This is a genomic window from Novosphingobium percolationis (genome assembly GCF_020179425.1).
Lineage (GTDB): Bacteria > Pseudomonadota > Alphaproteobacteria > Sphingomonadales > Sphingomonadaceae > Novosphingobium > Novosphingobium percolationis.
In genome coordinates this window covers 179,820-205,036 of the sequence record NZ_JAILYM010000004.1, presented here as the reverse complement: position 1 = coordinate 205,036, position 25,217 = coordinate 179,820, and the positions used below count along the sequence as shown (strand labels likewise).

The following is a 25,217-nucleotide window of genomic DNA, read 5'->3' as shown; positions in this document are numbered from 1 at the left end:
AAGCCTCCCCCCCAAAGCGCGTCGCGATTAACAGGGCCGCATCCGCCGTCCGTAAGGCGCGCGCGACCAAAGGCTGCATACGTCATGCGCCGCCTTCCAAGCCAGCCGCCACATGTCGGTGTTGGACAAGGAACGAAAACCCTGCCCGGTGGTTCCCCGAAAAGACTCACGCGCCTGCATCTGGCGTGATTTATCCCCGCATGTCATAGCGGTATCGTCATGGGCGGCGCTTCGGGGCGGTCGTCGCGACTGGAGGGTGAAAGACGGCGACGTGGAGAAGCTGCTCTCCCAGAAGAATCTGAGCCCTCGCTGGTACGAACGGTTTCCCCGGGCTCTGCCGATCGGCATCTTCGTGCTGACCATGGCGGTGACGGCGCTCAGCGTGTTCGCGATCGAGCGGGCCGAGACCCAGCGCGAGGTCGCGCAACTGGCGCAGACGGCGCAGGCGGTCGCTTCGGGCCTGGAGCGACGCTCCAACGCGAACGCGGCCTACCTGCGTTCGAGCGCTGCACTGTTCGCCACGCAGCAGATGGTTGCGGCGCCGGTGTTCCGTACCTTCATCCACCAGCTTCAGCTCGACGGGAACTACGTGGGCTCGGACGGGATCGGGTGGGCGATGAAGGTCAATCGGGACGATATCCCGATGGTCGAGGACGTGATGCGGCGAGGGGGCGTCACCGATTTCACGGTGACCCCGGCACTGGCACAGGACACGCCCTTTGCCACCCCGATCATGTACCTGGAACCCGAAACGCCGCGCAATCGGCGGGCGCTGGGCTACGACATGTATTCCGAAGCGGTGCGGCGCGCAGCGATGAACAAGGCGGCCGAGCTGAACCGGCCCGTCGCTTCGGGACGGGTCGTGCTGCGGCAGGAGGGGGCGGGAAAAGGTCCGCCAGGCTTCCTGATCTACATGCCGGTCTATGCGCCGACCACGCGCGCCTTGCGGGGATTCGTCTACAGCCCGTTCAACGGACAGCAGTTCCTGCAGTCGGCGATCAACACCGACCGCATCGGTCCGGTGGGCATTCGCGTCTACGACGAGCGCGTGGATCAGGGCCGGCTGCTGGCCGAGTTGAAGCTGGAGGATCGCTCCGGGCGGCTGGTCCAGCGCACGGTCGATCTGGCGGGGCGGCGCTGGGTGGTGCAGGTGGAAGCGCCTGCGTCGGACATCCTGAGCATGATGTCGGTGATGACGCTGCTGTTCGGCTTGCTCGTCGCCACGCTGCTGCTGGTGCTGGCGCGCCTGTTGACGCAGCAGGCGGTGGAGGACCGCATCGCGCTTGCCTGGTTCGAGCAGCAATCCTCGATCCGCAATTCATTGACCCGCGAACTGAATCACCGCGTCAAGAACACGCTGGCCAACGTGCTGTCGATCATCGCGCTGACGCGGCGGCGCGCCACCGGGCTCGACGATTTCGCGGCGAGCCTTGAAGGACGCATCCGCGCGCTGTCGGCGACGCATGACCTACTGACGCAGTCCGAATGGGGCACGACCCCGATCCGGCTGGTGCTGGAAGCCGAACTCGCGCCTTACGCGCACGGGGCGGACCCGCATGTCGAGATGGAGGGCGCGGACGTGGAACTGGCCCCCAACGATGCGCTGTCGCTGGGCCTTGCCGTTCATGAGCTGGCGACCAACGCCGCCAAGTACGGGGCGCTGAGCGTGCCTGATGGGCGCGTGTTGGTGCGCTGGGAACGGGTGGGCGAGGATCGCGCGCGCATCCGCTGGCGCGAGACTGGCGGGCCGACGCTCGACCCGCAGGCGCGGCGCAAGCGCGGCTTCGGCACCGACCTGATCGAAAAGATCGTGGCGCACGAATTGCGCAATCCGGTGGACCTGCGCTTTGATCCAGACGGGGTGCAGTGCACGCTGGTGATCCCGGTGCGCCGCCGCGGCGACTTCGCCATCCGCGAGGGGCGCAAGGGCTGAGGCGATGCGCTGCTGATACGACAACGGCCGCCCCTTTGCAGGAGCGGCCGTCGGATGGTGTCGGCGGCGGGGTTCAGGCGAGCGGGCGGCTCGATCCGAAGAACAGCGCCTGGCTGATCGCGGCGCGTACCGTCGATTCCTGGAACGGCTTGGTGATGAGGTAGGTCGGCTCGGGCCGGTCGCCGGTCAGCAGGCGTTCGGGATAGGCGGTGATGAAGATGACCGGCACTTGCGCGATCGCGAGAATATCGTCCACCGCGTCGAGCCCCGAACTGCCATCGGCGAGCTGGATGTCGGCGAGCACTAGGCCGGGCGTTTCCTGCGCCACGATCTCGCGGGCCTGGGTGCGGGTGGCGGCCATGCCGCAAACATCGTGGCCGAGCGAGCGGACGAGGTCTTCGAGCTGCATCGAGATGAGCGGTTCGTCCTCGATGATCAACACCGAGGTGGCGCTCTCGCGGTCGATTTCCTCGATCGCTTCCTGGACGAGATCCTCCACGTCCTGTTCGCTGCGATCCATGATCGTGGCGGCTTCGTCGATCGAGAAGTCCTCAAGCGTGGTCAGCAGCAGCGCCTGGCGATTGAGCGGGGTAATGCGCGACAGGCGATCCTGCGCGGCGATCTCGTGCGCTCCGACGGGGGTGCCGCCCGAATAGTCATTGGTGTCGACGAAGGCGCTCGACCACACGGCGTTGAACGCGCGGTAGAGCGCGACGCGGCCCTCGCCGATCTGCGAGCGAAGCGTGTCGTCGGCCAGCGCGGCTTCCAGCGTGGCGCGCACGAAGGCGTCGCCGGTGGCCTGGCTGCCCGTCAGGGCGCGGGCATAGCGGCGGAGATACGGCAGATTGGCGGCGACTTTGGCACCCAGCGACATTGATACCCCTTCCCGGATACTCGATGCACGACGCAACGCTTGTAAGCCGTAAAAGGTTCCCGCACCAAGCCCGCAGGTTCCCGGTGCGGTGGATCAGCGTTCCCGCAGCGCGGCGAGCACCCATTCTGCCAGCACCCACGCCGGGACCGGCTTGTCGAAAAGGGGCAGGTGCGCGATCGCGGATGGCAGGCCCGTGGCATCGGACCCCGTCACCAGCGCGGCGCGCGTGCCGCGCGCTTCCAGCCGCAGCGCGATGTCATGGGCGTGGCCGTCGGGCAGGCGGCAATCGACCAGCGCCGCACCGAACAGGGTGCGGCCGATGCACTGTTCGGCGGCCTGCACCGTCTCGGCAATTTCGACGGTCAGACCATGGGCGAGCAGGGCGTCCTCGATCTCCATGGCAACGAGCAGGTTGTCTTCGACGACGAGCACCTTGCGCGGTTCGCCGCAACCCCCTTCGGCGGTATCGCGTTGTCGTTCCATCTCGCTCTCCGCTGTTGTCGGCGCAGGCGTAACCGGGAACCGGGAGGGGCACAGTGTCATTTGACATCGCACGCCTGGCTTGGGCGGGACAGGGGCGAATCGGGGGCTGTCGATCCGTGCCAGCCGTCGAGCAGTTCGGAAAAAGTGATGGCAGACAAGGAACATGGACTCCAATCCGCAGCCAGCGAGAGCATCCGGCTTTCCGTCCCGGATCGCATCCTGTGTCGCGAATGCCCCCTGCAGGATTGCGCCGGGCTGACCGCGCCCGTGCTCGCGCAGCGCGAATGGATCGAGGCTTACAAGGCGGGCGAGGCGCGGTTTGCCCGCGGCGAACAGGTCATGCGCCAAGGCGCGCGTGCCAACCGGCTCTATACCGTGCTGCAGGGCGTGCTGATCCGCTACCGCTTGCTCGAGGACGGTCGGCGGCAGATCCTCAACTTCCTGTTTCCCGGCGACCTGATCGGCTTGCAGGCGGCGTTCGATGCCGAACTGAGCCACGGGGTGGAGGCAATGACCGACACGCGCCTGTGTATCTTCCCGCGCGACCGCTTCTTCGACCTTGCCACCACGCACCCACGCCTGTCGTTCGACCTGACCTGGCTCGCCTCGCGCGAGGAGGCCGCGCTCGAGGAGCATATCGTGTCGCTGGGGCAGCGCAGCGCCCAGGAGCGGCTGGCCTACCTCGCGGTGTTCCTCGTCCAGCGCGGCGCGGCGACGGGCGTATCGCGCGAAGGCGTGCTGGCGCTGACCGTGACGCAAAGCCAGATCGCGGACATGCTCGGCCTGTCACTGGTCCACACCAACCGTTCGCTGCAGGCGCTGCGCCGACAGGGGCTGGTGGACTGGAGCCTGTCGACGATCATCGTTCCGGACTTGGCCGCCGCGCGCGCCTTTGCGGGAATGGAAGTCGATGTGTCGCTCAAGAGGCCATATATATAGGGTGTTTTCAAAGGGTTGAGTGGATCGAAATTTTTTTCGGAAAAATTTCTACCTTGCTGGAACCACTCATACGGGCGCTCGTTTAGGTCATGTCACCGCCGAGACCCCCCCTCCCGTCCAAGCGGCTGGTGATACGATCCCGAAAGGCCTCCGCCGGCTAGTCCGACGGAGGCCTTTTTTTGCCTTGGTGGCGGCGCTTTACAGCAGCGGCACCCGTGGGTCAGGATCGACCTGCGATCAGCCCCTGGCGCCTCGCAAACGGGCGAGCAGACCGGGGGGCGCGCGATGTTCGCGCACCAGACGGACGAGGGCTTCGGGAGGGAAGGGCTTGGCCAGCACGTGGCCAAGCGCGGCGGTTTCGGCCGGGATGCTGCCCGGCGTGGCGGTGGAGAACACGATCAGCGGTGGGACCGAGCTCAATTGCATGGCCAGTTCCGCCAGCGACCAGCCATCGTCACGGTCGGCAAGGCGCACGTCGAGCACCAGCACGTCCGGTGGCATGCGCTCCATTTCCTGCAAGGCGGCGCTGATCGATGCGCAGATGGCGACCCGTTTCGCGCCGCCGTCGGTCAGGGCGGCGGCCATGTCCATGGCGACGAGCGCGTCGTCCTCGACGATCAGCGCCCGCCCCAACGGGACCGTGTCGCCGCGCGCGGAACGCTTGCTCGTCATTGTCATATCCTAACCCGGCCCAAGGCGGCCGGACGGCCGCCCCCTCTCGCCGAACGCCGGCGGGGCAGGGGCGTTCCCGCCGCACCGTTCTGGTTCAGAGCGGCTTGGCGTAGATTTCATATTCCTTGTTGACGTGGCTGTCGATCGCATCGGCGATCGCAACCATCCCCTGGTTGTCTTCAAGGATCCAGCCGATCTCGCCACGGGTCGAGCCATAGCGCGTCACCGAATTGCGGCGGATGTATTCGATCATCATGAAGGCAAGCTGGCTGGCGAGGCGCGAGGATTGCAGCTTCTTGCGCACGCCCATCAGCGGCACGCGCATGGTGCGCGGGCGCGGCTTGCGCAGCCACAGCAGCAGCTTGGCCCAGTTGAAGGGGAACAGCTTACCGCCCATCGGCTGCAGCACTTCGTTGAGATCGGGCAGCGTCATCATGAACGCTACCGGCTCGCCCTCGTACTCGGCGATCATGATCAGGTCCTCGCGCACGATCGGCTTGAACTTCTTGCCGGCGTAGGCGATCTCGCGGTCGGTGAAGGGCACGAAGCCCCAGTTGTCCGACCAGGCATCGTTGAGAATGTCTAGGATCAGCGCCGCTTCGGAATCGAACTTGCTCTTGTCCACGTTGCGGATGCGGATCTTGGCGTTCTTTTCGCCCGAGGAAATGATCCGCTGGATCAGTGGCGGAAATTCCTTGGTGATGTCCAGCTCGTAGGTCTTGAGCGTCTTGGCCGGTTCATAGCCCGCCGCCTTGATGTAATCGTCGTAGCGCTTGGGCTGGTGGCCCATCATCACGGTCGGCGGCTGGTCGAAGCCCTTGGTCAGCTGGCCCGGTTCCTCCCACACCGACATCGACAGCGGCGCGAGCACGCGGGTCATGCCCTTGGCGCGCAGCCACTCCTCGGCCTTGGCGATCAGCCCTTGCGCCACCGTCTCGTCCTCGGCTTCGAGCAGGCCCCAGTTGCCCGTGCCCGGCCCCATGCCCTGCGACGGGTCCATCGCCGTGGCGAGATGGTCGATATGCGCCGAAATACGACCCACCACCGCGCCATTGCGGCGGGCGAGGAACAGCTGCACGTCGGCGTGGTCGAAGAACGGGTTCTTGCCCGGCGTCACCAGTTCCAGCGCTTCCATGCGCAGCGGCGGCACCCACGCGGGATCGTTCGCGTTCATGCGATAGGCGAGATCGACGAACGCGGCGCGGTCGGCCTTGCTGGCGACGGGAGTGATGACTACTTCGGCCTGTGCCACGATCTTGCCTTTGTTTGTTTCTAGGAGGCGGGTCCGGGCGAAGTGCGGTCTCGTGCGCTGGCTTGTCAAGCCGCACCGCGACTTTCACACCCCGGCAAGCGAAGACGGCCGGACCCAGAGCGGCCCCCGACAGGCCCGCTTCAGACTGGAACGATTGCGATGATTGCCTCCGATACGCTCGATTTCACCGCCTCGACGACGGCAACGCCCACGCTGTCCCGCGGACTTGCCGGCATGCCCGAGGACAAGGTCATGCTGCGCGCGGCAGCCGACCTGACGCGCGACATCGCCAGTGCCCGGCCCGAGATCTACTGGCCCGACATGCTGGCCTCCGCCGCGATCGGCTATCTGGCGCTATATGGCGCGATCACGACCACGCAGCCGCTCGCCATGGTGCTGCTGGGGGCGCTGTCCGCCGTCGCGCTCTATCGCGCGCTGCTGTTCATCCATGAACTGACGCACATCCACCGCGATGCGCTGCCCGGCTTCCGCTTCGGCTGGAATGTGCTGGTCGGCATTCCGGTGCTGATTCCGTCGTTCATGTACGAGAACGTCCACACCCTGCACCACGCGCGCACCCGCTATGGCACGTTGGAAGATCCCGAATACCTGCCGCTCGCGCTGATGAAGCCGTGGACGCTCCCCGTGTTCGCGCTGACCGCGCTGCTGCTGCCGATCGGCCTGCTGATCCGCTCGGCGGTTCTGGTGCCGCTGGGCGCGGTGATCCCCCCCTTGCGTGACCTGGTGTGGGAGCGCGCCTCGGCGCTGTCGATCAACCCGCAGTACCGCCGCCGCAAGCCCGAAGGCGACTTCGCGCGTATGGTGTTCTGGCAGGAACTGGGCTCCACCGCATGGGCGTGGTTCGTGCTCGGCTGGTCGGCCACGCACGACTGGCGCCCGCTGCTGGTGGGCATCGCGGTGCTGTCGGCCACGGCCATGCTCAACCAGATCCGCACGCTTGTCGCCCACCTGTGGGAGAACGAGGGCGAGGTCATGTCGGTGACGGGCCAGTACCTCGATTCGGTCAATGTGCCGCCGCCTGCGATGTTCACGGCGATCTGGGCGCCGGTGGGCCTGCGCTATCACGCGCTGCACCACCTGCTGCCGTCGATGCCGTATCATTCGCTGGCCGAATGCCACCGCCGCCTGCGCGCGCATCTGGGCGCGGAATCGACTTACGAGGCGGCCAACTATCCGGGGCTGTTCCCGATGCTTGCGCGGCTGGCGAAAAGCTCGATGAAGCGCGGCGCCTGAAACGGCGCCGCTATTCCCGGGTCAGCCTTATTCTTCGGTGCGGACCAGCACCGTCTCGCCGATCAGCAGGAACAGCAGGAACGGCGCCCATGCAGCCAGCATCGGCGGGTAACCGCCGAAGTTGCCCATCGCCAGCGCAGCATTATCGACCACGAAGTAGGCAAAGCCCAGCGCCATGCCGATCACCGCGCGCACGAACAGCGCGCCCGAGCGGGCGAGGCCGAAGGCCGCGATCGCGCCCAGCAGCGGCATCAGCAGCGCCGAGAGCGGGCCCGAGATCTTGTGCCACCACTTGCCTTCAAGCTCTGTGGTGCGATAGCCCGCCTCCTGGATCGCGGCGATCGAGGCGGAGAGGCGCGGCAACGATTCCGCGTCCGCATCGGCGCGGCGCAGCACCACTTGCGAAGGTTCCACCAGTGGCGCGTAGACCTTGCGGCCCTGCATCTTCGTGCGGCGCGCGCTCTGCACGTCGAACGAGGTGGGATCGGTAAAGGTCCAGCCCGGCTTGGCATAGGTCGCCTGCGCGCTGCGCACGATCTCGGTGACCATGCCGGTAGGATCGCGGCGATACCAGCTGACGTCGACCATGCGCATGGCATCGCCCCGGCCTTCGATCGACTTGGCGAACAGGATGTTCTGCCCATCCTGCAGCCAGACGTTCGCCTTCACGTCGCCATCGCGCGGGATCGGGCCATATTTGACCGCCTGCCAGGCCTTCATCGTCGCGTTTGAGCGAGTCACGACGCGTTCGTTGAACACGAAGGTCACGCCCGACACTACCAGCGCGACGAGGAACAGCGGCGCAAGGATCTGGTGCGCGGAAAGGCCCGCCGCCTTCATCGAGATGACTTCGCTGTTCTGGTTGAGCGTCATCAGCGTGATGATCGTCGACAGCAGTACCGAATAGGGCAGGAAGCGGCTGATCAGCTGCGGCATCCGCAGGCTGACGTAGGTCAGCAGCTGCGCCTGCCCGTTGCCGGGCGCGGCCAGGATGTCGCCACTCTCGCTCAGCAGGTCGAGCATCTGCAGCACCAGCACCAGCATCAGCAGCACTGCGACGATGCGCGTCGCGAACATCTTGGCGATGTAGAGCGTCATCGTGCGCGAGGGGAAGAACTCAAGCTGCACTGGCGGCTCCCGCATTGTCCTCTTCCGGCTGGTCGGGCAGTTTGCGTGGCCCGAACAGTTTGCCAAGGCGCTTGGAAATCTTGGCGAAGCCGGTTTCGAGCGCACCGATCGGCTGGCCGCCCGGGACATAGGCGATGCGCCAGTACATCCACATGATCAGCAGGGCGAACAGCGCGAACGGCCCCCACAGCGCCAGCGTGGGGTCGATCTTGCCGAGGCTGGAGACATCCTGCCCGTACTGGTTCACCTTGTGGTAGGCGACCACCATCACGATCGACAGGAACACGCCCAGCGCCGATGTCGAGCGCTTGGGCGGGACCGCCAGCGCCACCGCCAGCAGCGGTAGCAGGAACATCATCATCACTTCGGTGATGCGGAAGTTGAAGCTTGCCCGGCTCTGCGCGCGGGCGAGGTTGCTCGCCTCGTTCGACCAGCCGATGCGCAGCAGTTCGGGCAGGAAGTATTCGCGCTCCTTGTCGCCGCGCTGGCGGAACTGCTCGATCTTGGGCAGGTCGATCGGCAGGTCGTGGCTGGCAAACGAAAGCACGCGCGGGCTGGCAATGCCGGGGCCGTCCTGCACGATCTGGCCGTCGGTCAACCGCAGGATCACGGTGTCCGGATTCTCCCGATTGGCGAAGAACTGCCCCTCGCGCGCCGAAATCACCAGTGTCTGGCCCTTGTCGGACGAGATGCGCGCGAAGATGCCCTGCAGGTCACGGCCCTCGTCGCGGCTCGATTCGACGCGCAGCGCGGTGCGGTCCTGCAGCGCGTTGAACTCGCCCACCCTGATCGATGCGCCCAGCGCGCCCGAGCGCAGCTCGTAGTTGAGCTGTTCGTAGTAGTAGCGTGACAGCGGCTGTATGTAGCTGACGATCGCGAGGTTGAGCGCGGCCAGCGCCAGCGCGAAAAGGTAGGGCACGCGCAGCAGCCGGGTGTAGGACAGCCCGACCGCGCGCATCACGTCCAGCTCTGATGATGTCGCCAGCTTGCGGAACGCGAACAGGATGCCGAGCATCAGGCCGAGCGGAATGGCGAGGCTGGCATATTCGGGGAGCAGGTTGGCCAGCATCTTGAACACGACCGTCACCGGCCCGCCCTGCGTCGCCACGAAGTCGAACAGCTTGAGCATCTTGTCGAGCACGAGCAGCGAGGCAGCGATGACGAACACCGCCAGCATCGGCACGATCACAAGCCGGGCGATGTACTTGTCGGTGGCGGTGATGAACTTCACGGGCGCTCGGAGGCCTTCGGCTGCGGGCGGCGACGCAGTTCGCCGGATTGGCCGGGATGCCTAGCCCGGTTGGCGCGCGGGCGGAAGGGAAAAAACCGGAACGGCGCAGCGGATCAGGTCACAAGTCATAACCAAAGTTAATGCTTGCGGATAACTAAATGCGGGGCTAATTTCAGGTTCGGCGTCAGACAACCTGCGGCAAACGCCCGTTTCCGCAAGTGGTTCCCGCCGCGACGCAAACAATTCAGGGAGGCGAATGCCAGTGCCGTTCGGCGGACGAGAAGATGGCGAGGACGCCGGCTGGAGCGATTTTCTCCGGATGAAGGCGGTTGCGCAACCCATGGACCTCGAACTGCTGGCCGATACATGCGAGGGGCTCGAAATCGAGCGCCAGCGCTGGGGACTGGCGCAAGTGCTCCACCTGCTCGGCGGCTCGGCCCCCGGCACCGCGCCCGCCAACTGTTCAGCGCCGCAGATAAAGGCGATGTGGGCGGGGCTGCTGGCCGATTCGGGCGCCTACGAAAGTGCGGCGATGGCGCTGCTGCCCGCGCGCTCGGTCTATACCTGCGGGCGGCTGGGCGATGGCGGGCATATCGCGCAAGTCGTGCTGCCCGGCGGCGTCGGCGCGCATTCACGCGGCGCGAACACGCTCAGCATGGCGATCGTCGCGGCGCTGCTGCGCGCATTGGGACGCGAGGCGCCGCCCAACGGGGCCGCGCACTGAGCATCTGGGATTTGGCGTCAGGGAATCAGGCCTTTTCCAGCGTGCATTGCAGCGGGTGCTGGTTCTGCTTGGCGAAGTCCATCACCTGGTTCACCTTGGTTTCGGCGATTTCGTAAGGGAAGATCCCGCAGACGCCCACGCCCTTCTGGTGGACGTGGAGCATGACCCGCGTCGCCTGCTCCAGATCCATGTGGAAGAAGCGCTTGAGCACCAGCACCACGAATTCCATCGGGGTGTAATCGTCGTTCAGCATCAGCACCTTGAACATGCTGGGCTTCTTGGGCCGGGTGCGCGTCTTGGTGGCGATGCCGATCAGGTCGTCCCCGCCGGGCCCGCGCGAATCGCCATCGTCGGCAGCGTGGACGCGCAAGGGCGCGATCACGCGCGAAACGGGCGCCGCAGGGGCGAAGGGACGATGGTGGGGATCTGTCATGGTGCTGGGCTGAAATATCGCATTGCCGAGCCTCGGGTTCAAGTGCCGAGCGCCGGTCTGCGGCAAAGTCCTTACCGAAACGACAAACGGACCGGACGGGTTGCCCCGCCGGTCCGTCTATCGGTTCAGAGCCGGCGGCGTGTGCCGCCGGCCTGAAATCAGGCGGCCTGCTTGATCTTTTCGACCGCGAGGCTGACGCGGGTCGAGATCGGCTGGAACGCTTCGTTGGCGAGCTTGAGAACGGCTTCGCTGTTCTTCGAGCTGGCCGCTACGGCGGCGTCGAACTGCTTGCGCAGCAGGGCCGACTGCTTTTCGAAGAATTCGGTCGGCGACTTGGCGGTGGCGAGGCCCTTCAGCTCGGTGGTGAAGGTTTCGGCAGCCGTCTTCGTCTCGGCGACGTAGCTCTTGCCCATTTCCTGCAGGCCGGTGGCGAGGATCTTGCTCGAAGCGACGACGGCTTCGACGTTACCCTTGGTGAACTCGCCCATGTCGCCGAAAGCGGCCTTGGCCTTTTCGCTGGCGTCCTTGAACGAGGTTTGGAACTTTTCGGTGAATGCGTTGGCGGTGGTCATGGCAAAGTGTTCCTTCCTGGAAGCCGGGGCGCTGCGCTTGGGCGCGGCGGCGGCGATGGTCACGCGGGTAGTCCGGGCCGCAGGCGCCTTTTCAGGCGCGGGAGCGGCCTGCTTGCGGGCGACCGGGGCGGCCTTCGGCGCGGGCACGCGCTTCTTCCCGGCGGCAGCGCGCGGGGCGCGCTTGGCGGGAAGGGCGGGCGTGACCACATCGACGGTCGGCTCGGTCGTGAGGCTGGACTCCGCGGCCACCGGCGCTTCGACCGCCACGGGGGCGATCTCGGTTTCGATGGAGGACGGCCCCGCCTCGGCTTGCGCCTTCTCGGTCTGCGTCTTGCGTGGGCGGCCGGGCGTCCTCTTGGCGGGAACGCTGTCGACCGGAAGTGCTGCTTCGGGCTCGACGGCGGCTACTTCGAGAACCGGTTCGACCGGAGCGGTTTCGGCGACGACAGCGGTGCTGGCGTCAGCGGGGATCGCTGCGGTGGGTTCGGTCGTCGGTTCGATCGATTCGTCGGCCATTGCTGGCAACTCCTGCAATTGCAGCATGACGTGAGCCGGACGATCCGGCACGCCTCATTGCTGCACTGCACAAAATAGGCATCGCGCCTTCCGAGTCAAGGGATTTTGTGCACTGCACAATTGTATAGGTATGGACCGCAGTGCCCTTGAGCCTGTGTACCTGATGCCCGATCAGCGCGTCTTGACGTAGCGTCCGGGCGCGTCCTCGATCACCCTGTCCCCGCGCCCGCCGGGCTTGCGCTTGCCCTTCGCGGCAACCCGCCCGGGCGCGCGCGCTTCGATCCATTCGATCCAGTCGGGCCACCAGCTGCCACGGGTCTCTTGCGCGGTTGCAACAAATTCATCCAGCGTCGCCGGACTGCCCGGTGCGAGCCAGTACTGGTACTTGCCCGCCTCGGGCGGGTTGACCACCCCGGCGATGTGGCCCGATCCCGCCAGCACGAATCGCCACGGCCCGGCGAGGTGCCGCGTCAGCTTCCACACGCTTTCGGCAGGCGCGATATGGTCCTCGCGCCCGGCCTGGATGTAGCAGGGCGTGGCGATCTGCCGCAGGTCGATCGGCGTGCCGTCGATGGTGATCGCATCAGGCACCACCAGCCGGTTGTCGCGGTACAGGTCTTCGAGATAGGCCTTCTGCCACTTGAACGGCAGGTTGGTGGTGTCCCCGTTCCAGTGCAGCAGGTCGAACGCGGGGTAGTCCTGCCCCAGCAGGTAGTTGTTGACCACGTAGTTCCAGATCAGGTCCGGCCCGCGCAGCAGGTTGAAGGTCAGGGCCATGAACCGCCCGTCGAGCACGCCGTCGCTGGCCAGCCCTTCGAGCATCTTGATCTGCCCTTCGTCGATGAAGTTCTTGAGATCGCCCGCCTTCTCGAAATCGACCTGCGCGGTGAAGAACGTGGCCGAGGCGACCTTGTCGGCCTCGCCGCGCCGCGCCAGCAGCGCCAGCGTGGCGGCCAGCGTGGTGCCCGCCACGCAATAGCCGATGGTGTGGACGGCCGGCACGTCCAGCCGCGCGCGCACCACGTCGATCGCTTCGACCTGCGCCCGCACGTAATCGTCCCAGACCACCTCGGCCATGCTGGCGTCGGCCGATTTCCACGAGACCACGAACACCGTCAGACCCTGCGCCACCGCCCAGCGGATGAAGCTGTTCCTGGGGTTGAGGTCGAGGATGTAGAAGCGGTTGATCCAAGGCGGGAAGATCACCAGCGGCACTTCCAGCACCTCGTCGGTGACGGGCGAATACTGGATCAGCTGGAACAGCGGCGTTTCGTGCACCACCTTGCCGGGCGTGGCGGCGATGTTCCGCCCCAGCTCGAAGGCGTGCGGGTCGGTGTGGGTCAGCTGGCCCTTGCGCAAGTCAGCCAGCAGGTGCTCGGCACCCTTGACCAGATTCTCGCCCTTCATCTCCAGCGTGCGTTCGATCACCACCGGGTTGGTCAGCGGGAAGTTCGCCGGGCTGAGCGCGTCCGTGATCACCTTGGTCACAAAGCGCAGCTGCGCCTTCTTGTCCGCGCTCAGTCCCTCGGCCTCGGCCGCCATGGCGTTGATCCGCTCGGACAGCAGCAGGTAGGTCTGGTGCAGCAGTGCGAACACCGGCTGGTCGCGCCAGCGCGGATCCGCAAAGCGCCGGTCCTTGCGTGGCAGCTCGGCGTCGGGCTTGGGCTTGCCCCCGGCATAGTGGGCCAGCACCGAGGTCCACAGCGCGGTGCTTTCGTCCCACAGCCGGGCCTGCACTTCGGCCATGCCCAGCGGCAGCGCGCCCAGCCACTGCGAGGCGAGCGACGACCACTGATCGCCCCCGCCCAGCCGCGCCAGCATCGGTTCGAGCGCGCCGGCCTGCTCTGCCCCGAAATCGAGCCACATCTTCTGCAGCTTGGCCGCAGACATCGCCCAGTGCTGAAGGTCGGTCGGCGTGGGTGGCTTGCTGTCGTGCGTGGGCAGGAAGGGGGCGAACATCGCCTGCAGCGTCTGGCCCTGCATCCGCATCAGGTCCTCCATCACCGCGCTGTCGTCATTGGCGGGCGGGGTCTTGTCCTGGTTCATCGGCGCTCCGGTCGGGGGTCTTCGGGGGCTTGCCCTGTCTATACACGCCTTCGCTGCGGTTGTTAGCCACAAGGTTCCCTTGGCCGGACGATTGGCGTAAGGCGGCCTCGCGGCAATCCAGCCGCATCAAACGAGTAAACTGTCGTGGACGAAGAATTCTACCGCATGAAGCGCCTGCCGCCTTACGTCATCGCCGAAGTGAACGGCATGCGGGCCGCAGCACGCGCCGCCGGTCGGGATATCATCGACCTCGGCATGGGCAACCCGGACCTTCCCCCGCCTGCGCACGTGATCGACAAGCTGTGCGAAGTGGCGCGCAAGCCCGATGCGCACGGCTATTCGGCCTCGTCGGGCATTCCCGGCCTGCGCAAGGCCCAGGCCAACTACTATGGCCGCCGCTTCAACGTGGATCTCGATCCCGAAACCGAAGTGGTCATGACCATGGGGTCGAAGGAGGGCCTTGCCAGCCTCGCCACCGCGATCACCGCGCCGGGCGATGTCGTGCTCGCGCCCAACCCCAGCTACCCGATCCATACGTTCGGTTTCATCATTGCCGGCGCAACGATCCGCTCGGTGCCGACCACGCCCGACGAGCGCTACTGGGATTCGCTCGACCGCGCGATGAAGTATTCGGTGCCGCGCCCCTCGGTGCTGATCGTCAACTACCCGTCGAACCCGACGGCTGAGACGGTCGACCTTGCCTTCTACGAACGGCTTGTCGCCTGGGCGAAGGAAAACAAGGTCTGGGTGCTGTCCGACCTTGCCTATTCCGAGCTGTACTTCGACGGCAACCCGACCCGCTCGATCCTCGAAGTGCCCGGCGCCAAGGACGTGGCGGTGGAATTCACCTCGATGTCCAAGACCTTCTCGATGGCAGGCTGGCGCGTCGGCTTCGCAGTGGGCAACCCCAAGCTGATCGCCGCGCTAAAGCGGGTGAAGTCGTACCTCGACTACGGCGCGTTCACGCCGATCCAGGCTGCAGCCTGCGCCGCGCTCAACGGCCCGCAGGACATCGTCGACAAGAACCGCGAGCTGTACCAGAAGCGCCGCGACGTGATGGTCGAGGCGTTCGGTCGCGCCGGGTGGGAAATCCCCAGCCCGCCGGCCTCGATGTTCGCCTGGGCACCGCTGCCGCCTGCGCTCCAGCACCTTGGCAGCCTCGAGTTCTCAAAGCAGCTCCTTACCCACGCCGAAGTCGCGGTTGCACCGGGCGTGGGCTATGGCGAGGACGGCGAGGGCTTCGTGCGCATCGCCATGGTTGAGAACGAGCAGCGCCTCCGCCAGGCTGCGCGCAACATCAAGCGCTACCTGCAGAGCATGGGCGTCAACAGCTCGGCGGCGTAAATACCTGATTCGGGCCGGGAGCTTTGCGCTTCCGGCCCTCTTTTCCTCTCCCGGTGCTTTACGCTTGGCGGCAGATGCGCAACCATGGCGCAAAGCCATAACCGGATGAGGATTTTCCATGCGTTTCAACGATCGCGTTTCGATCACCATCGACAACCACGTCGCGCACGTCCTGTTGGACCGTGCGGACAAGATGAACGCGCTCGACGATGCGATGTTCGAAGCGCTCGTCGCGGCGGGCCATCACCTGCATGAAGAGCGCGGGGTGCGCGCGGTCGTCATTTCGGGCGCGGGGCGGGCGTTCTGCGCGGGGATCGACCTGTCGAGCCTTGGCAACACCAGTCGCTGGGACGGCGAAAATTCCCTGATCAATCGCACCCACGGCAACGCCAACCGTCCGCAGCAGGCGGCGATGGTGTGGCGCAAGTTGCCGATGCCGGTGATCGCGGCGGTGCATGGCGTGGCCTTCGGCGGCGGGCTCCAGGTGGCGAGCGGGCCGGACATCCGCATCGTCCATCCCGCGACGCGCATGGCGGTGATGGAGGTCAAGTGGGGCCTCGTGCCCGACATGGCGGGGTTCGCGCTGTGGCGCGGCAACGTGCGCGACGATGTGCTGCGCGAACTGATCTACACCCACCGCGAGTTTTCGGGCGCCGAGGCGCTGGACTTCGGCTTTGCCACCCATGTCGACGAGAATCCGCTCGACCGCGCGATGGCGCTGGCGCACGAGATTGCGGGCAAGAGCCCGACCGCGGTGCGGTCCTCCAAGTCGCTGTGCAATCGCGTGCCGGAAATGGCCACGGATCAGGTGCTGATGGCCGAAAGCCTCGCCCAGATCGAACTGATGTATTCCCAGAACCAGATGGAATCGGTGCGCGCCGGGATGGAAAAGCGGGCGCCCGAATTCGTCGATCCCTGAACGACACCCAACGGCTACAGAACGGCACCTGAAGGCTCCTGAACCGCACCGATGAAGGCCCTGCACGACCCCAAAGGCATCCTGAAGACGGGCCTTGATGCGATCCGCGCCGAGTTCTCGGTGCCGCCCTCGTTCCCGCCGCAGGTGCTCGCCGCGGCAACGCGGGCGGCGGCGAAGACACCGTCCGCGCACCGCGACCGGACCGACGTGCCGTTCGTTACGCTGGATCCTGCCACGTCGACCGATCTCGACCAGGCCTTCGCCATCGAGCAGACGGGCAGCGACCTGCTGTTGCGCTATGCTATCGCGGACGTGGCGTGGTTCGTCGAGGATGGCGATGCCGTCGATATCGAGGCGTGGCACCGGGGCGAGACGCTCTACCTGCCCGATGGCAAGGCGGGGCTTTACCCGCCGGTTCTGGCCGAAAATGCAGCGAGCCTGCTGCCCGACGGACCCCGCCCGGCGGTGGTTTTCACGGTGCGCGTCGCGCCCGATGGCGAGGTCGGCCTTGATGGCGTGGAGCGTTCGCTGGTGCGCAGCCGCGCCAAGCTGGCTTATGACCGCGTGGCGGAAAGCGATCTGCCTCAAGGGTTTGCCGAGCTGGCCCGGCGCATCGCTGCCGCCGAGGATCGGCGCGGGGCTGCGCGGGTCGATCCGCCGCAGCAGGAAGTCGTGGGCCTCGGGCAAGGGCGGTTCGCGCTCGCCTACCGCCCGATGCTGCTGTCGGAAGAGCGTAATGCAGCGCTGTCGCTGGCGACCAACCTTGCCGTCGCCAAGGCGCTGCTGGCGCATCGTACCGGGCTGTTCCGGGTGATGGCGGGCCCCGATGCGAAGGCGGTTGCGCGGCTGCGCCAGAGTGCGTCGGCGCTGGGCCTCGGCTGGCCGGATGCCATGGACCTCAAGGACTTCGAGCGCGGCCTGGATGCGGCCGACCCGGCGCAGGCGGCGTTTATGCTGGCCATCCGGCGTGCCGGCAGCGGGGCCGGCTATGCGCCCTACCATCCCGGCGCCGAACCCTGGCACGCCGCTATCGCCGCGCCCTATGTCCATGCCACGGCGCCGCTGCGGCGGCTGGCCGACCGCTACGTGATCCGGGCCGCGCTGGCGCTGGCCAATGGCGAGGCAGTGCCCGATGCGGTCACCGCTGCTTTCGACCGGCTGCCCGAGGTGATGGCGCGGGCCGACACGATCGCGGCACGGATCGAGCGGGCGGCGGTGGACCTTGCCGAAACGGTGATGCTGCACGGGCGCGAGGGCGAGACTTTTCACGCGGTCGTCACCGACAGCGATGGCGCGAGCGCGCGAATCCAGCTGGAGAGCCTGCCGATCATCGCCCGCACCAAGCTGCCCGAACCCGTCGCGCCGGGCCGGAAGCTGGCGGTGCGGCTGGACAAGGCCAGCCCCGAAAGCCGCCAGCTGACGTTCGTTGCGATTTGACGAAAGAATCCCGTTGCGGGCACGCGCGCCCTCGGCTAACCGCGCCCTTCCACACGCCTGATTTCGATCCGGCGCGCATCGAGGCCCGATGGCGGAGTGGTTACGCACCGGACTGCAAATCCGTTTACGCCGGTTCGATTCCGGCTCGGGCCTCCATCTCTTCCACTTTCCGTTCTGCTATGCCGCCAGCGTCGTTTCGCGTGTGGCGAGGTCCATGTCGGCGCGGTGGTCGAGACCCAGCGCGTGCATCATGGCCTCGCGCCCCGGGCCCGGTTCGGGCGGATAGGCCGCTGCGTTGAGGCGCTTTCCGCGCGCCCAGTAGTAGAGCACGCCGGCGAGGTTGCGGGGCTTGCGCAGCCACTGGTCGGGATGTTCCAGCATGTGGAAGCCGCGCATCGCTTCGCGCATCAGGCGGACGTCCGAGCGCAGCGCTATGCGGATGCCGTCCTCGACGAAGCTGGTCGTCATGCGGGCCTTGAACGGCGTTCGCGCATTAGGCACCAGCGCGCGGCGGGCGCGCTTGATCGCGGAGCGGTCCTGCTGGCGCTGGTTCAGGTAGTAGGGCAGCAGTTCGGTATGGATCGCCTGATGGAAGGCGAGCGCCCGCGCCGTGGGATCGGCGTCGGCGTCGAGCACCTGGCGTAGCGCCTGTGCGCTGACCGCGGCGAAGGAGCAACCCCGGCCATAGAGCGGATTGGTCCGCACCAGCGTATCGCCCAGCGCGAAGTAGCCGCGCGCGGCTGCCTTGCCATCGACCACCAGATCGCGCCAGCGGCTGACCAGATCGCCCATGCCGATGACGCGGCTGGTCGGTTCGGCCCGCGTGGCATTGGTCCACGGTTGCAGTCCTGGCAGCTGCAGGGTGACGGCGTGGAATATTTCGGGATCCGCGATCGCCTGGCGCAGCACCGATTCGACCTCGGGAATGGCGATGGTGACCGAGAAGTTGCCGTTATCGCCCGGGAAGATGCCGAACTTGAGATAGCCCAGATCGCCCGAAGCGGGAGGATTGGCGTGCCGGTCCGGCTCGCCCTGGCCGGGCAGCAGCCGGTAATGCCGGGTGAAATAGAGGATTCCGGCGCTTTCGCTTTCCTCGTGGATGCGCGCGCCTTCGTCCATGAGCTGGCGTATCGAGCTGCCGCCCTTGCCCGAGGCATCGACCACCACGTCGGCGTGGAGCGTCGCCGGCTCACCGTTCCATTCGCCCGCGACACCGCGAACGTCGATCACGCCGTCGTCGTCCTTGCGGGTCAGGAGGCGGCGGACCTTGAAGCCGCAGCGCAGTTCGACGTTGCTCAGCGTTTCGACGTAGCGCCGCATCGTCATTTCGAGCGTGGTGCGGCGGCTGGTGACGATCGTCAGTTCCTCATCGGTCGCCGCCGCGCGATAGGACTGCTGTTGCGCCTGCGTCAGCATCATCTCGAAAGGCAGTTCGCGCACGCCATTGGCCAGCAGCTGGTCGAGCAAGGCGGGATGTTCCTGCTTCATGATCGAGCGCAGCCGCGCAAGGAAGGCGTGGCTCTGCCGCACATGGGCGACGCCATTGCGCTTCCAGCTGCGGAACAGCTCGTCCGGGTCGGCTGTTTCGAGCGGGCCGTCGCGTTCGAGCAGCACGATCTCGCGGCCCGACGGGGCGAGCATCAGCGCGGTGCACAGGCCGCCGATGCCCGCACCGATCACCAGTACCTTTTCGGTCATGGGGTAAGTCCTTCAGCCGTCGATCATGTGGAGGAATTCGAGGATGGCCGCGTTCACCGCGTCGGGCGCTTCCTGCTGCGTCCAGTGGCCGATGCCCGGGATCATGCGGTTGATGCGCAGGTCGGTCACGGTCTGGGGCAGGGCCTCGATCGCGGCGGCGGCCATCATCACCACGCCGTCCGCCGTCCCGGCGACGAACATGGCCGGCTGGTGGATCTGCGTCGGCGCGCCGTGGGTGAGCCGCCAGGTGAGGTCGTGGTTGCGATAGTAGTTGATCGGACCGCGCATCCCCGAGCGGGCGAATTCGCCTGCATAGAAATCGAGATCCGCCTCGCTGAGCCAGCCGGGCAGGACGGCCGGATCGGGCAGGTTCGACAGCATGTCGTCATGCTCGGTCTTGGGTGGCAGACTGGCGAGATCGGTTTCGCCCCCGGCCATGACGAGGAACTTGCGCAGCGCGGTCCTGATGTCCTTTTCGAACTCGGCCTCGGCCACGCCCGGCTCCTGGAAGTAGAGCTGGTAGAAGAACTGGCCCTTGAACATTGCGCGCATGGCCGGCATCGGCTGCACCGGCGAGCGCGGCATGAACGGCACCGACAGGCCGCCCACCGCGCGCACCTTGTCCGGGTGGAACAGGGCCGTGGCCCATGCGGTGGGCGCGCCCCAATCGTGACCGATGACGATGGCCGTGTCGTAGCCCAGCGCCGGGATCAGGCCGATGATGTCATTGACGACCTCGACCTGGTTGTAGGCGTCGATGGCCGCGGGCTTGTCGCTCTTGCCATAGCCGCGCATGTCGGGCGCGACGACGTGATAGCCGGCCGCTGCCAGCGGGGCGAACTGGTGGCGCCACGAATACCAGCTTTCGGGAAAGCCGTGGAGCAGCAGCACAAGCGGGCCTTCACCCGCTTCGGCGATGTTGAGCGTGATGCCGTTTGTTTCGATGCGGCGCTCGGTCACTCCCTGCCAGCTCATGCCGCGATCTCCCGCAGGGCGGGGCGCGGGTTCGCATGTGGCGCAAGGCGCGCAAGGCGGATGGGGGCTGTCGGCTTCACGTCTCTCTCCATCGTTTCCTGCCTTGCGCGGGCCGGGCCGCCTGCGCCGCAGTTGTTTATCGCGTGATATATTGCGGGCGATTCGCGCGTCGTGCAATCGAAAACCTGACAGGTGATACAGAAGCTTGCGTCGACGCGCCGGATTACTTACCGCTATGTCAACAATGACGAAGAGCGGGTGAGAGAAGCATGGCCGAAGCGGCGTTCGACTATATCGTGATCGGGGCGGGCAGCGCAGGATCGGTGCTGGCGGCGCGGCTTTCCGAAGATCCGGCGGTCAGGGTGCTGCTGCTGGAGGCAGGGGGCCGCAACGGTTCGGTGCTGGTGCGGATGCCCGCGGGCGTGGGCTCGCTGATCAAGAAGAAGAGCAAGCACAACTGGGGCTTCTGGAGCGAGAGCGAGCCGCACATGGACGGGCGGCGGATGTGGCATCCGCGTGGGCGTGGGCTGGGCGGGTCTTCGGCGATCAACGGGATGCTCTATGTGCGTGGCCATGCGCGCGACTACGACCAGTGGCGGCAGATGGGGCTGGAAGGCTGGTCCTATGCCGACGTGCTGCCCTATTTCCGCCGCGCCGAGGACTTCCAGGACGGGGCGAGCGCGCACCATGGCGCGGGCGGGCCGCTGAAGGTGAGCTGGGGCGAGCGTTCGGACCATCCGCTCTATGCCGGCGTGATCGCGGCGGGCGGGCAGGCCGGCTACAAGATCACCCAGGATTTCAACGGGTTCGAGCAGGAGGGCTTTGGCCGCTACCAGTTGACCATCCATGATGGCCAGCGCTGGAGCGCGGCGCGCGGCTATCTGGCGCCGATCGCGGGCACGCGCAGGAACCTGACGATCGTGACCGGCGCGCGCACGCACCGCGTGGTGGTGGAGCAGGGCCGCGCGACCGGGGTGGAATACAGCCTGGGGCCGGGCAAGGCGGTGCAGCGCGCGCGCGCCACGCGCGAGGTGCTGGTCTGTGCGGGCGCGTTCCAATCGCCGCAGATCCTCCAGCTTTCGGGCATCGGCGATCCCGATGCGCTGGCGCGCCATGGGGTGGCGCCGGTCCATGCGCTGAAGGGCGTGGGGCAGAATTTGCAGGACCATCTGGACGTCACGCTCAACTGGGCCTGCACCCAGCCGATCACGCTCTACAACGAGATCAAGGGACTGGGGCAGCTGAAGGTAGGGCTGCAATACCTGCTGACCGGCAAGGGCACGGGGCGGCAGAACGGGCTGGAGGCGGGGGCCTTCCTGAAATCGCGGCCCGATCTCGACCGGCCCGACCTGCAGATGCACTTCGTGCTGGCGATCATGCAGGAACACGCCAAGGTTTCGGTGAAGCGCGATGGCTTCACCATGCACGTCTGCCAGTTGCGCCCGGAAAGCCGGGGAACGGTGTCGCTGGCCGCGGCCGATCCCTATGCCGACCCTGCGATCCTGTGCAACTTCATGGCCGCCGAGGAAGACCGCCGCGCGGTGCGCGAAGGCATTCGCATGGCGCGCGAGGTAGTGGGCCAGCGCGCGCTCGATCCCTATCGTGGCGAGGAGATCTGGCCGGGCGAGGCGGTCCGCAGCGACGAAGAGATCGACGCCTGGGTTCGGGCCAAGGGCGAGACGATCTATCACCCGGTAGGCACCTGCAAGATGGGGCTGGCGAGCGATCCGCTGGCGGTGGTCGATGCACAGTGCCGGGTGCACGGGCTGGAGGGCCTGCGGGTGGTCGACGCCTCGGTCATGCCGGGCCTGATCGGCGGCAATACCAATGCGCCGACGATCATGATCGCGGAGAAGATCGCCGACGTGATTCGCGGCCGCGCGCCGCTGCCGCCCGAGGAAGCGCCGATCGCGGCCTGACCGGCTGGATCGGGTTCAGCTCGATTCGCGTTCGATGAGCGCGGGTTCGAGCTGGACCGAGGCGACGTCTTCCTCGCCCGCCATCCGGCGCTGAAGCAGATCGACCAGCAGGCGCGCGCCCTCGGCGATGTCCTGCCGCACGGTGGTGAGCGGCGGGGTGGCGATCCGCGCGAGCAGGATGTCGTCGAAGCCGATCACCGACAGGTCGGCGGGCACCGACACGCCATGTTCGGCGGCGGCGGCCAGCACGCTCATGGCGATGATGTCCGATGCGGCGAACACGCCGTCGGGGCGGTTGCCCGCTTCGAAATAGGCGCTTGCCGCGGCGTAGCTTTCCTCGGGCGTGAGGTGGGCGGGCACGCTCTGCACCGCGTCGCGCAAGTCTTCGGGCAGTGCGGCGAGAAAACCCTGTTCGCGCGCGACGAATTCGGGTGCGGGGTGGTGGCCGAAGAAGGCGAGCTTGCGGCGGCCACGCCCGAGCAGGTGCCTGGCGGCGAGCGCGCCCCCCGCGACATTGTCGGACCCGACGGTGACATAGGCCTGCGCCGGATCGTGCGCGCCCCAGACCACCATGTTGCGATAGTGGCCTGCGACTTCATCGAGCACGGCGCTCTGGTCGGACTGGCCGATCACGATCACCCCGTCGGTGCGGCCCGAGCGGACGAAATCATCGAGCCAGCAATCGCGGCCGGGCAGCACACGCGACAGCAGCAGGTCAAAGCCGCGTGCGGCCAGTTCATCGGCAAGATGGCCGAGCATGGCGCTGAAGAACGGTTCGGACAGCTGCTGGCCGCGCTCGTGCCCCAACGGCAGCAGCACGCCGATCGCGCCGGTGCGGCCAAGGCGCAGGTTCTGCGCGGCGACGTTGAGGCGGAAATCATGCTCTTCGGCCAGCGCACGCACGCGTTCGCGCGTCTTGTCGTTGAGCGTGCCCTTGCCCGTGAGCGCGCGCGATACGGTCGAGACCGACACCCCCGCGATGCGGGCGAGATCGGCGATGCTGCGCACGGCTGGCTTTTCCCGCGCCGCCGCCTTGTCCTGAGATTGCCCCGTCCCTGCCAAGTTGACCGCCCCCGTTTTCATGGTGCCGTCGTGACGTGCCGCACCCCCGCGCAAGCTGCTAGCATGACAACCGGGCGGGAAAGCAAGAGTTTAGTCGATGTTGCAGGGATCGTCGAGCAATCGGGGACGATCACGGCGAGCGTTGTTCAGCGAATCCTTCGGTAGAGCGTCGAATCGCCACTGGCACGGACGAGGCCCCATCCCGCCACGGCAAGCCGAGGCGGGCCGCCGATGATCCACAGCCTGTCGATCTTGGCGGGGAGCGCTGCGATGGTCTGCGATGCGGTCGGGCGTTGGCCGCAGGCACCGAGCGGGGTGCGCACGTCGTAGCGGGCGAAGAAGCGGTTGAGCGCGGCATCGCGGATCTGCAGGAGATGGCCGCCGGGGATCGCCCATTGCCCGCTGTCGTAGGCATGTCGCCGGGCCAGCGCATAGCCGCCGAGGTGTGCGCGGCGATCGGGGTTCCACCGCTCGCAGGTATCGATGAACAGCGTGGCCAGCGCCGCGCCGCGCGGCACGGCATCCACCACCGCGAGCGCACGATCGAACTGGCGACCGAGGATGACGTAGCTGACCGTGTTGCCGGCCAGGCGCATCGCCGAAAACAGCAGTGCCGCGAGCGTGAGGTGTGCGAGCCAGCGGCCAGGTGCTTGCCGGGCGTTGTCGTCGCGGCGGGGCGCGGGGGCGATCAACGCGAAGCCGACAAGCGTTGGCAGAAGGCGCGTGTCCGTATCGGAAAAGCCCTGCAGCATGTCGGGCAGCAGCAGGTAGGCGAAGAAGAGCAGCACCGTTGCGAGCGCGAGGCCGGGGTCAAGCCGGCAGCGGGGCGACCGCCATGCCCAGGCCACCGCGCCGATCAGCGCAAGCGCACCTGCCACGTCCCACGGCTGCCAGAGATCGCGCAGGATCTTGGCGAGGGCAAAGCCCTTTTGCACGAGGGGGCGCCATAGCGTCTGTTCGTGGGGGTCGCCTTGCGTGCCAAAGGCGAAGCCCGCCGCGGGTCCGGACAGCAGCGGCAGCAGGATCGCGAGGGTGCGTGCAAGCGCGACGGGGGCTGACGGCGCGGTCGCGCGCTGGTGCATGAACGTGACGGAAAAGGCGGCGATGCCGAAAATCCCGAAGGCCGAAAGATGGCAGACCCACAGCAAGAAGGCGAGCGGCACGAAGGCGAGCACCTGCGCTGTCCGGCCTTCGGGACAATCGAGCCTGACCCACAGCGCAAGGAGCATGAGCGCGACCGCGACCCCCAGCGAGAAGTTCAGGAACCCCATCTGGTAGGGCAGCGCATAAGCGAGCGGTGCAGCCAAGAGCGCGAGCGGCGTGATCCGGCCATGCACCGATTTCGACAGTGCGAACCAAGCCGCGACCTGGAGGGGCGGGATCAGGCTGACGAGCAGCCGTACGGCTGGTTCGAGACCGAGCCACGGGGCAAGCGTCTGGACCAGCAGATCGACGCCGAGGTTGGGCACGAGCGCCCAGCTGAAGCCGTACCACCGCGCGAGTTCGGGCGAGCGCCCGCCATCGACCTGGACGGCCAGATGACCGAGATGCCCGCCGAGGTCGAGCAGCGGCAGGACGGGAGCAAACAGGACCGGGCAGGCCGAAAGCAGCACGAGGAGAAGCGGCGCCAGCGCCCGGCTTGTTCGGATGGGCATCGCCTTGGTCACGGAGCCTCCGGTCGGACGGAACGGGTATCCTATCGCAAGCCAGCAGGCTCTGCCATCACCTTCGGGAACCGCCCCGGCCACGGCGCGTTGCTTTGCGCAATACGGTCGACGTGCGCGCGGGGGGCATCGAGATCGATCG

The 25,217-nt window shown here is 66.9% G+C and carries 21 protein-coding genes and 1 tRNA gene; 9 read left to right on the top strand and 13 right to left on the bottom strand.

Going from position 1 to position 25,217, the window contains the following annotated elements; translation table 11 throughout:
* Positions 1-271 precede the first annotated feature (271 nt).
* Entirely contained in the window at positions 272-1,933 is a 1,662-nt protein-coding gene (locus K3A84_RS12290; protein WP_225009641.1) for a CHASE domain-containing protein, read from the top strand.
* 73 nt (positions 1,934-2,006) lie between these two features.
* Here the strand turns inward: K3A84_RS12290 and K3A84_RS12285 are convergent, their stop codons facing one another.
* On the bottom strand, positions 2,007-2,807 hold the full coding sequence (locus K3A84_RS12285; RefSeq protein ID WP_225009640.1) for a response regulator: 801 nt from the start codon (positions 2,805-2,807) through the stop codon (positions 2,007-2,009).
* A gap of 93 nt (positions 2,808-2,900) precedes the next feature.
* A complete protein-coding gene (locus K3A84_RS12280; RefSeq protein WP_225009639.1) occupies positions 2,901-3,290 on the bottom strand; it encodes a response regulator in 390 nt (129 codons plus the stop codon).
* 147 nt (positions 3,291-3,437) lie between these two features.
* On the opposite strand from K3A84_RS12280, the gene K3A84_RS12275 reads away from it, so the two are divergent.
* Positions 3,438-4,229, top strand: a complete 792-nt coding sequence (locus K3A84_RS12275; RefSeq protein ID WP_225009638.1) for a Crp/Fnr family transcriptional regulator — start codon at positions 3,438-3,440, stop codon at positions 4,227-4,229.
* A gap of 237 nt (positions 4,230-4,466) precedes the next feature.
* On the opposite strand, the gene K3A84_RS12270 is transcribed toward K3A84_RS12275, so the two are convergent.
* Together K3A84_RS12270 and K3A84_RS12265 are read right to left on the bottom strand one after the other, a co-directional pair.
* Positions 4,467-4,901 carry a response regulator gene (locus K3A84_RS12270; RefSeq protein WP_225009637.1) on the bottom strand — a complete coding sequence of 145 codons (435 nt, stop codon included), beginning with the start codon at positions 4,899-4,901 and terminating at the stop codon, positions 4,467-4,469.
* Positions 4,902-4,995: 94 nt separating this feature from the next.
* Positions 4,996-6,153 carry an N-acetyltransferase gene (locus K3A84_RS12265; protein WP_225009636.1) on the bottom strand — a complete coding sequence of 386 codons (1,158 nt, stop codon included), beginning with the start codon at positions 6,151-6,153 and terminating at the stop codon, positions 4,996-4,998.
* 159 nt (positions 6,154-6,312) lie between these two features.
* Here K3A84_RS12265 and K3A84_RS12260 point away from each other — a divergent pair, with 159 nt between their 5' ends.
* Entirely contained in the window at positions 6,313-7,407 is a 1,095-nt protein-coding gene (locus K3A84_RS12260; protein WP_225009635.1) for a fatty acid desaturase family protein, read from the top strand.
* Between the two features lie 27 nt (positions 7,408-7,434).
* On the opposite strand, the gene lptG is transcribed toward K3A84_RS12260, so the two are convergent.
* A complete protein-coding gene (lptG, locus tag K3A84_RS12255; RefSeq protein WP_225009634.1) occupies positions 7,435-8,535 on the bottom strand; it encodes an LPS export ABC transporter permease LptG in 1,101 nt (366 codons plus the stop codon).
* Positions 8,525-9,766 (bottom strand): LPS export ABC transporter permease LptF, encoded by a 1,242-nt coding sequence (lptF, locus tag K3A84_RS12250; RefSeq protein WP_225009633.1) that lies wholly within the window; start codon positions 9,764-9,766, stop codon positions 8,525-8,527. Before lptF ends, lptG begins: the two co-directional genes overlap by 11 nt.
* A 256-nt stretch (positions 9,767-10,022) precedes the next feature.
* On the opposite strand from lptF, the gene K3A84_RS12245 reads away from it, so the two are divergent.
* Complete coding sequence (locus tag K3A84_RS12245) at positions 10,023-10,490, top strand: hypothetical protein (protein WP_225009632.1); 468 nt, start codon at positions 10,023-10,025, stop codon at positions 10,488-10,490.
* A 25-nt stretch (positions 10,491-10,515) separates the two neighbouring features.
* Here the strand turns inward: K3A84_RS12245 and clpS are convergent, their stop codons facing one another.
* From clpS to K3A84_RS12230, 3 genes are all read right to left on the bottom strand, one after another.
* The gene (clpS, locus tag K3A84_RS12240) at positions 10,516-10,923 is read right to left on the bottom strand and encodes an ATP-dependent Clp protease adapter ClpS (protein WP_225009631.1); all 408 of its coding nucleotides are present in this window, start codon (positions 10,921-10,923) and stop codon (positions 10,516-10,518) included.
* Between the two features lie 158 nt (positions 10,924-11,081).
* Positions 11,082-12,011, bottom strand: coding sequence for a phasin family protein (gene phaP, locus K3A84_RS12235; RefSeq protein WP_225009630.1), 930 nt, complete (start codon positions 12,009-12,011; stop codon positions 11,082-11,084).
* Between the two features lie 171 nt (positions 12,012-12,182).
* Positions 12,183-14,057, bottom strand: coding sequence for a PHA/PHB synthase family protein (locus tag K3A84_RS12230; protein WP_225009629.1), 1,875 nt, complete (start codon positions 14,055-14,057; stop codon positions 12,183-12,185).
* Positions 14,058-14,201: 144 nt separating this feature from the next.
* Between K3A84_RS12230 and K3A84_RS12225 the strand changes: the two genes are divergently transcribed.
* The 4 genes from K3A84_RS12225 to K3A84_RS12210 all read left to right on the top strand — a co-directional run bounded on the left by K3A84_RS12225 (position 14,202) and on the right by K3A84_RS12210 (position 17,913).
* On the top strand, positions 14,202-15,401 hold the full coding sequence (locus tag K3A84_RS12225) for an LL-diaminopimelate aminotransferase (protein ID WP_225009628.1): 1,200 nt from the start codon (positions 14,202-14,204) through the stop codon (positions 15,399-15,401).
* A 118-nt stretch (positions 15,402-15,519) separates the two neighbouring features.
* Positions 15,520-16,320 (top strand): crotonase/enoyl-CoA hydratase family protein, encoded by an 801-nt coding sequence (locus tag K3A84_RS12220; RefSeq protein ID WP_225009627.1) that lies wholly within the window; start codon positions 15,520-15,522, stop codon positions 16,318-16,320.
* A 51-nt stretch (positions 16,321-16,371) separates the two neighbouring features.
* Positions 16,372-17,757 carry an RNB domain-containing ribonuclease gene (locus K3A84_RS12215; RefSeq protein WP_225009626.1) on the top strand — a complete coding sequence of 462 codons (1,386 nt, stop codon included), beginning with the start codon at positions 16,372-16,374 and terminating at the stop codon, positions 17,755-17,757.
* An 82-nt stretch (positions 17,758-17,839) separates the two neighbouring features.
* A tRNA-Cys gene (locus tag K3A84_RS12210) sits at positions 17,840-17,913 on the top strand.
* 21 nt (positions 17,914-17,934) lie between these two features.
* On the opposite strand, the gene K3A84_RS12205 is transcribed toward K3A84_RS12210, so the two are convergent.
* On the bottom strand, positions 17,935-19,455 hold the full coding sequence (locus K3A84_RS12205; protein ID WP_225009625.1) for an FAD-dependent oxidoreductase: 1,521 nt from the start codon (positions 19,453-19,455) through the stop codon (positions 17,935-17,937).
* A gap of 12 nt (positions 19,456-19,467) precedes the next feature.
* A complete protein-coding gene (locus tag K3A84_RS12200) occupies positions 19,468-20,430 on the bottom strand; it encodes an alpha/beta fold hydrolase (RefSeq protein ID WP_225009624.1) in 963 nt (320 codons plus the stop codon).
* 269 nt (positions 20,431-20,699) lie between these two features.
* On the opposite strand from K3A84_RS12200, the gene K3A84_RS12195 reads away from it, so the two are divergent.
* A complete protein-coding gene (locus K3A84_RS12195; protein ID WP_225009623.1) occupies positions 20,700-22,349 on the top strand; it encodes a choline dehydrogenase in 1,650 nt (549 codons plus the stop codon).
* Positions 22,350-22,364: 15 nt separating this feature from the next.
* Here K3A84_RS12195 and K3A84_RS12190 read toward each other — a convergent pair whose 3' ends face one another.
* Both K3A84_RS12190 and K3A84_RS12185 read right to left on the bottom strand, forming a co-directional pair.
* Complete coding sequence (locus K3A84_RS12190; RefSeq protein WP_225009622.1) at positions 22,365-23,432, bottom strand: LacI family DNA-binding transcriptional regulator; 1,068 nt, start codon at positions 23,430-23,432, stop codon at positions 22,365-22,367.
* 125 nt (positions 23,433-23,557) lie between these two features.
* Positions 23,558-25,078, bottom strand: a complete 1,521-nt coding sequence (locus K3A84_RS12185; protein ID WP_225009621.1) for a GtrA family protein — start codon at positions 25,076-25,078, stop codon at positions 23,558-23,560.
* Positions 25,079-25,217 lie beyond the last annotated feature (139 nt).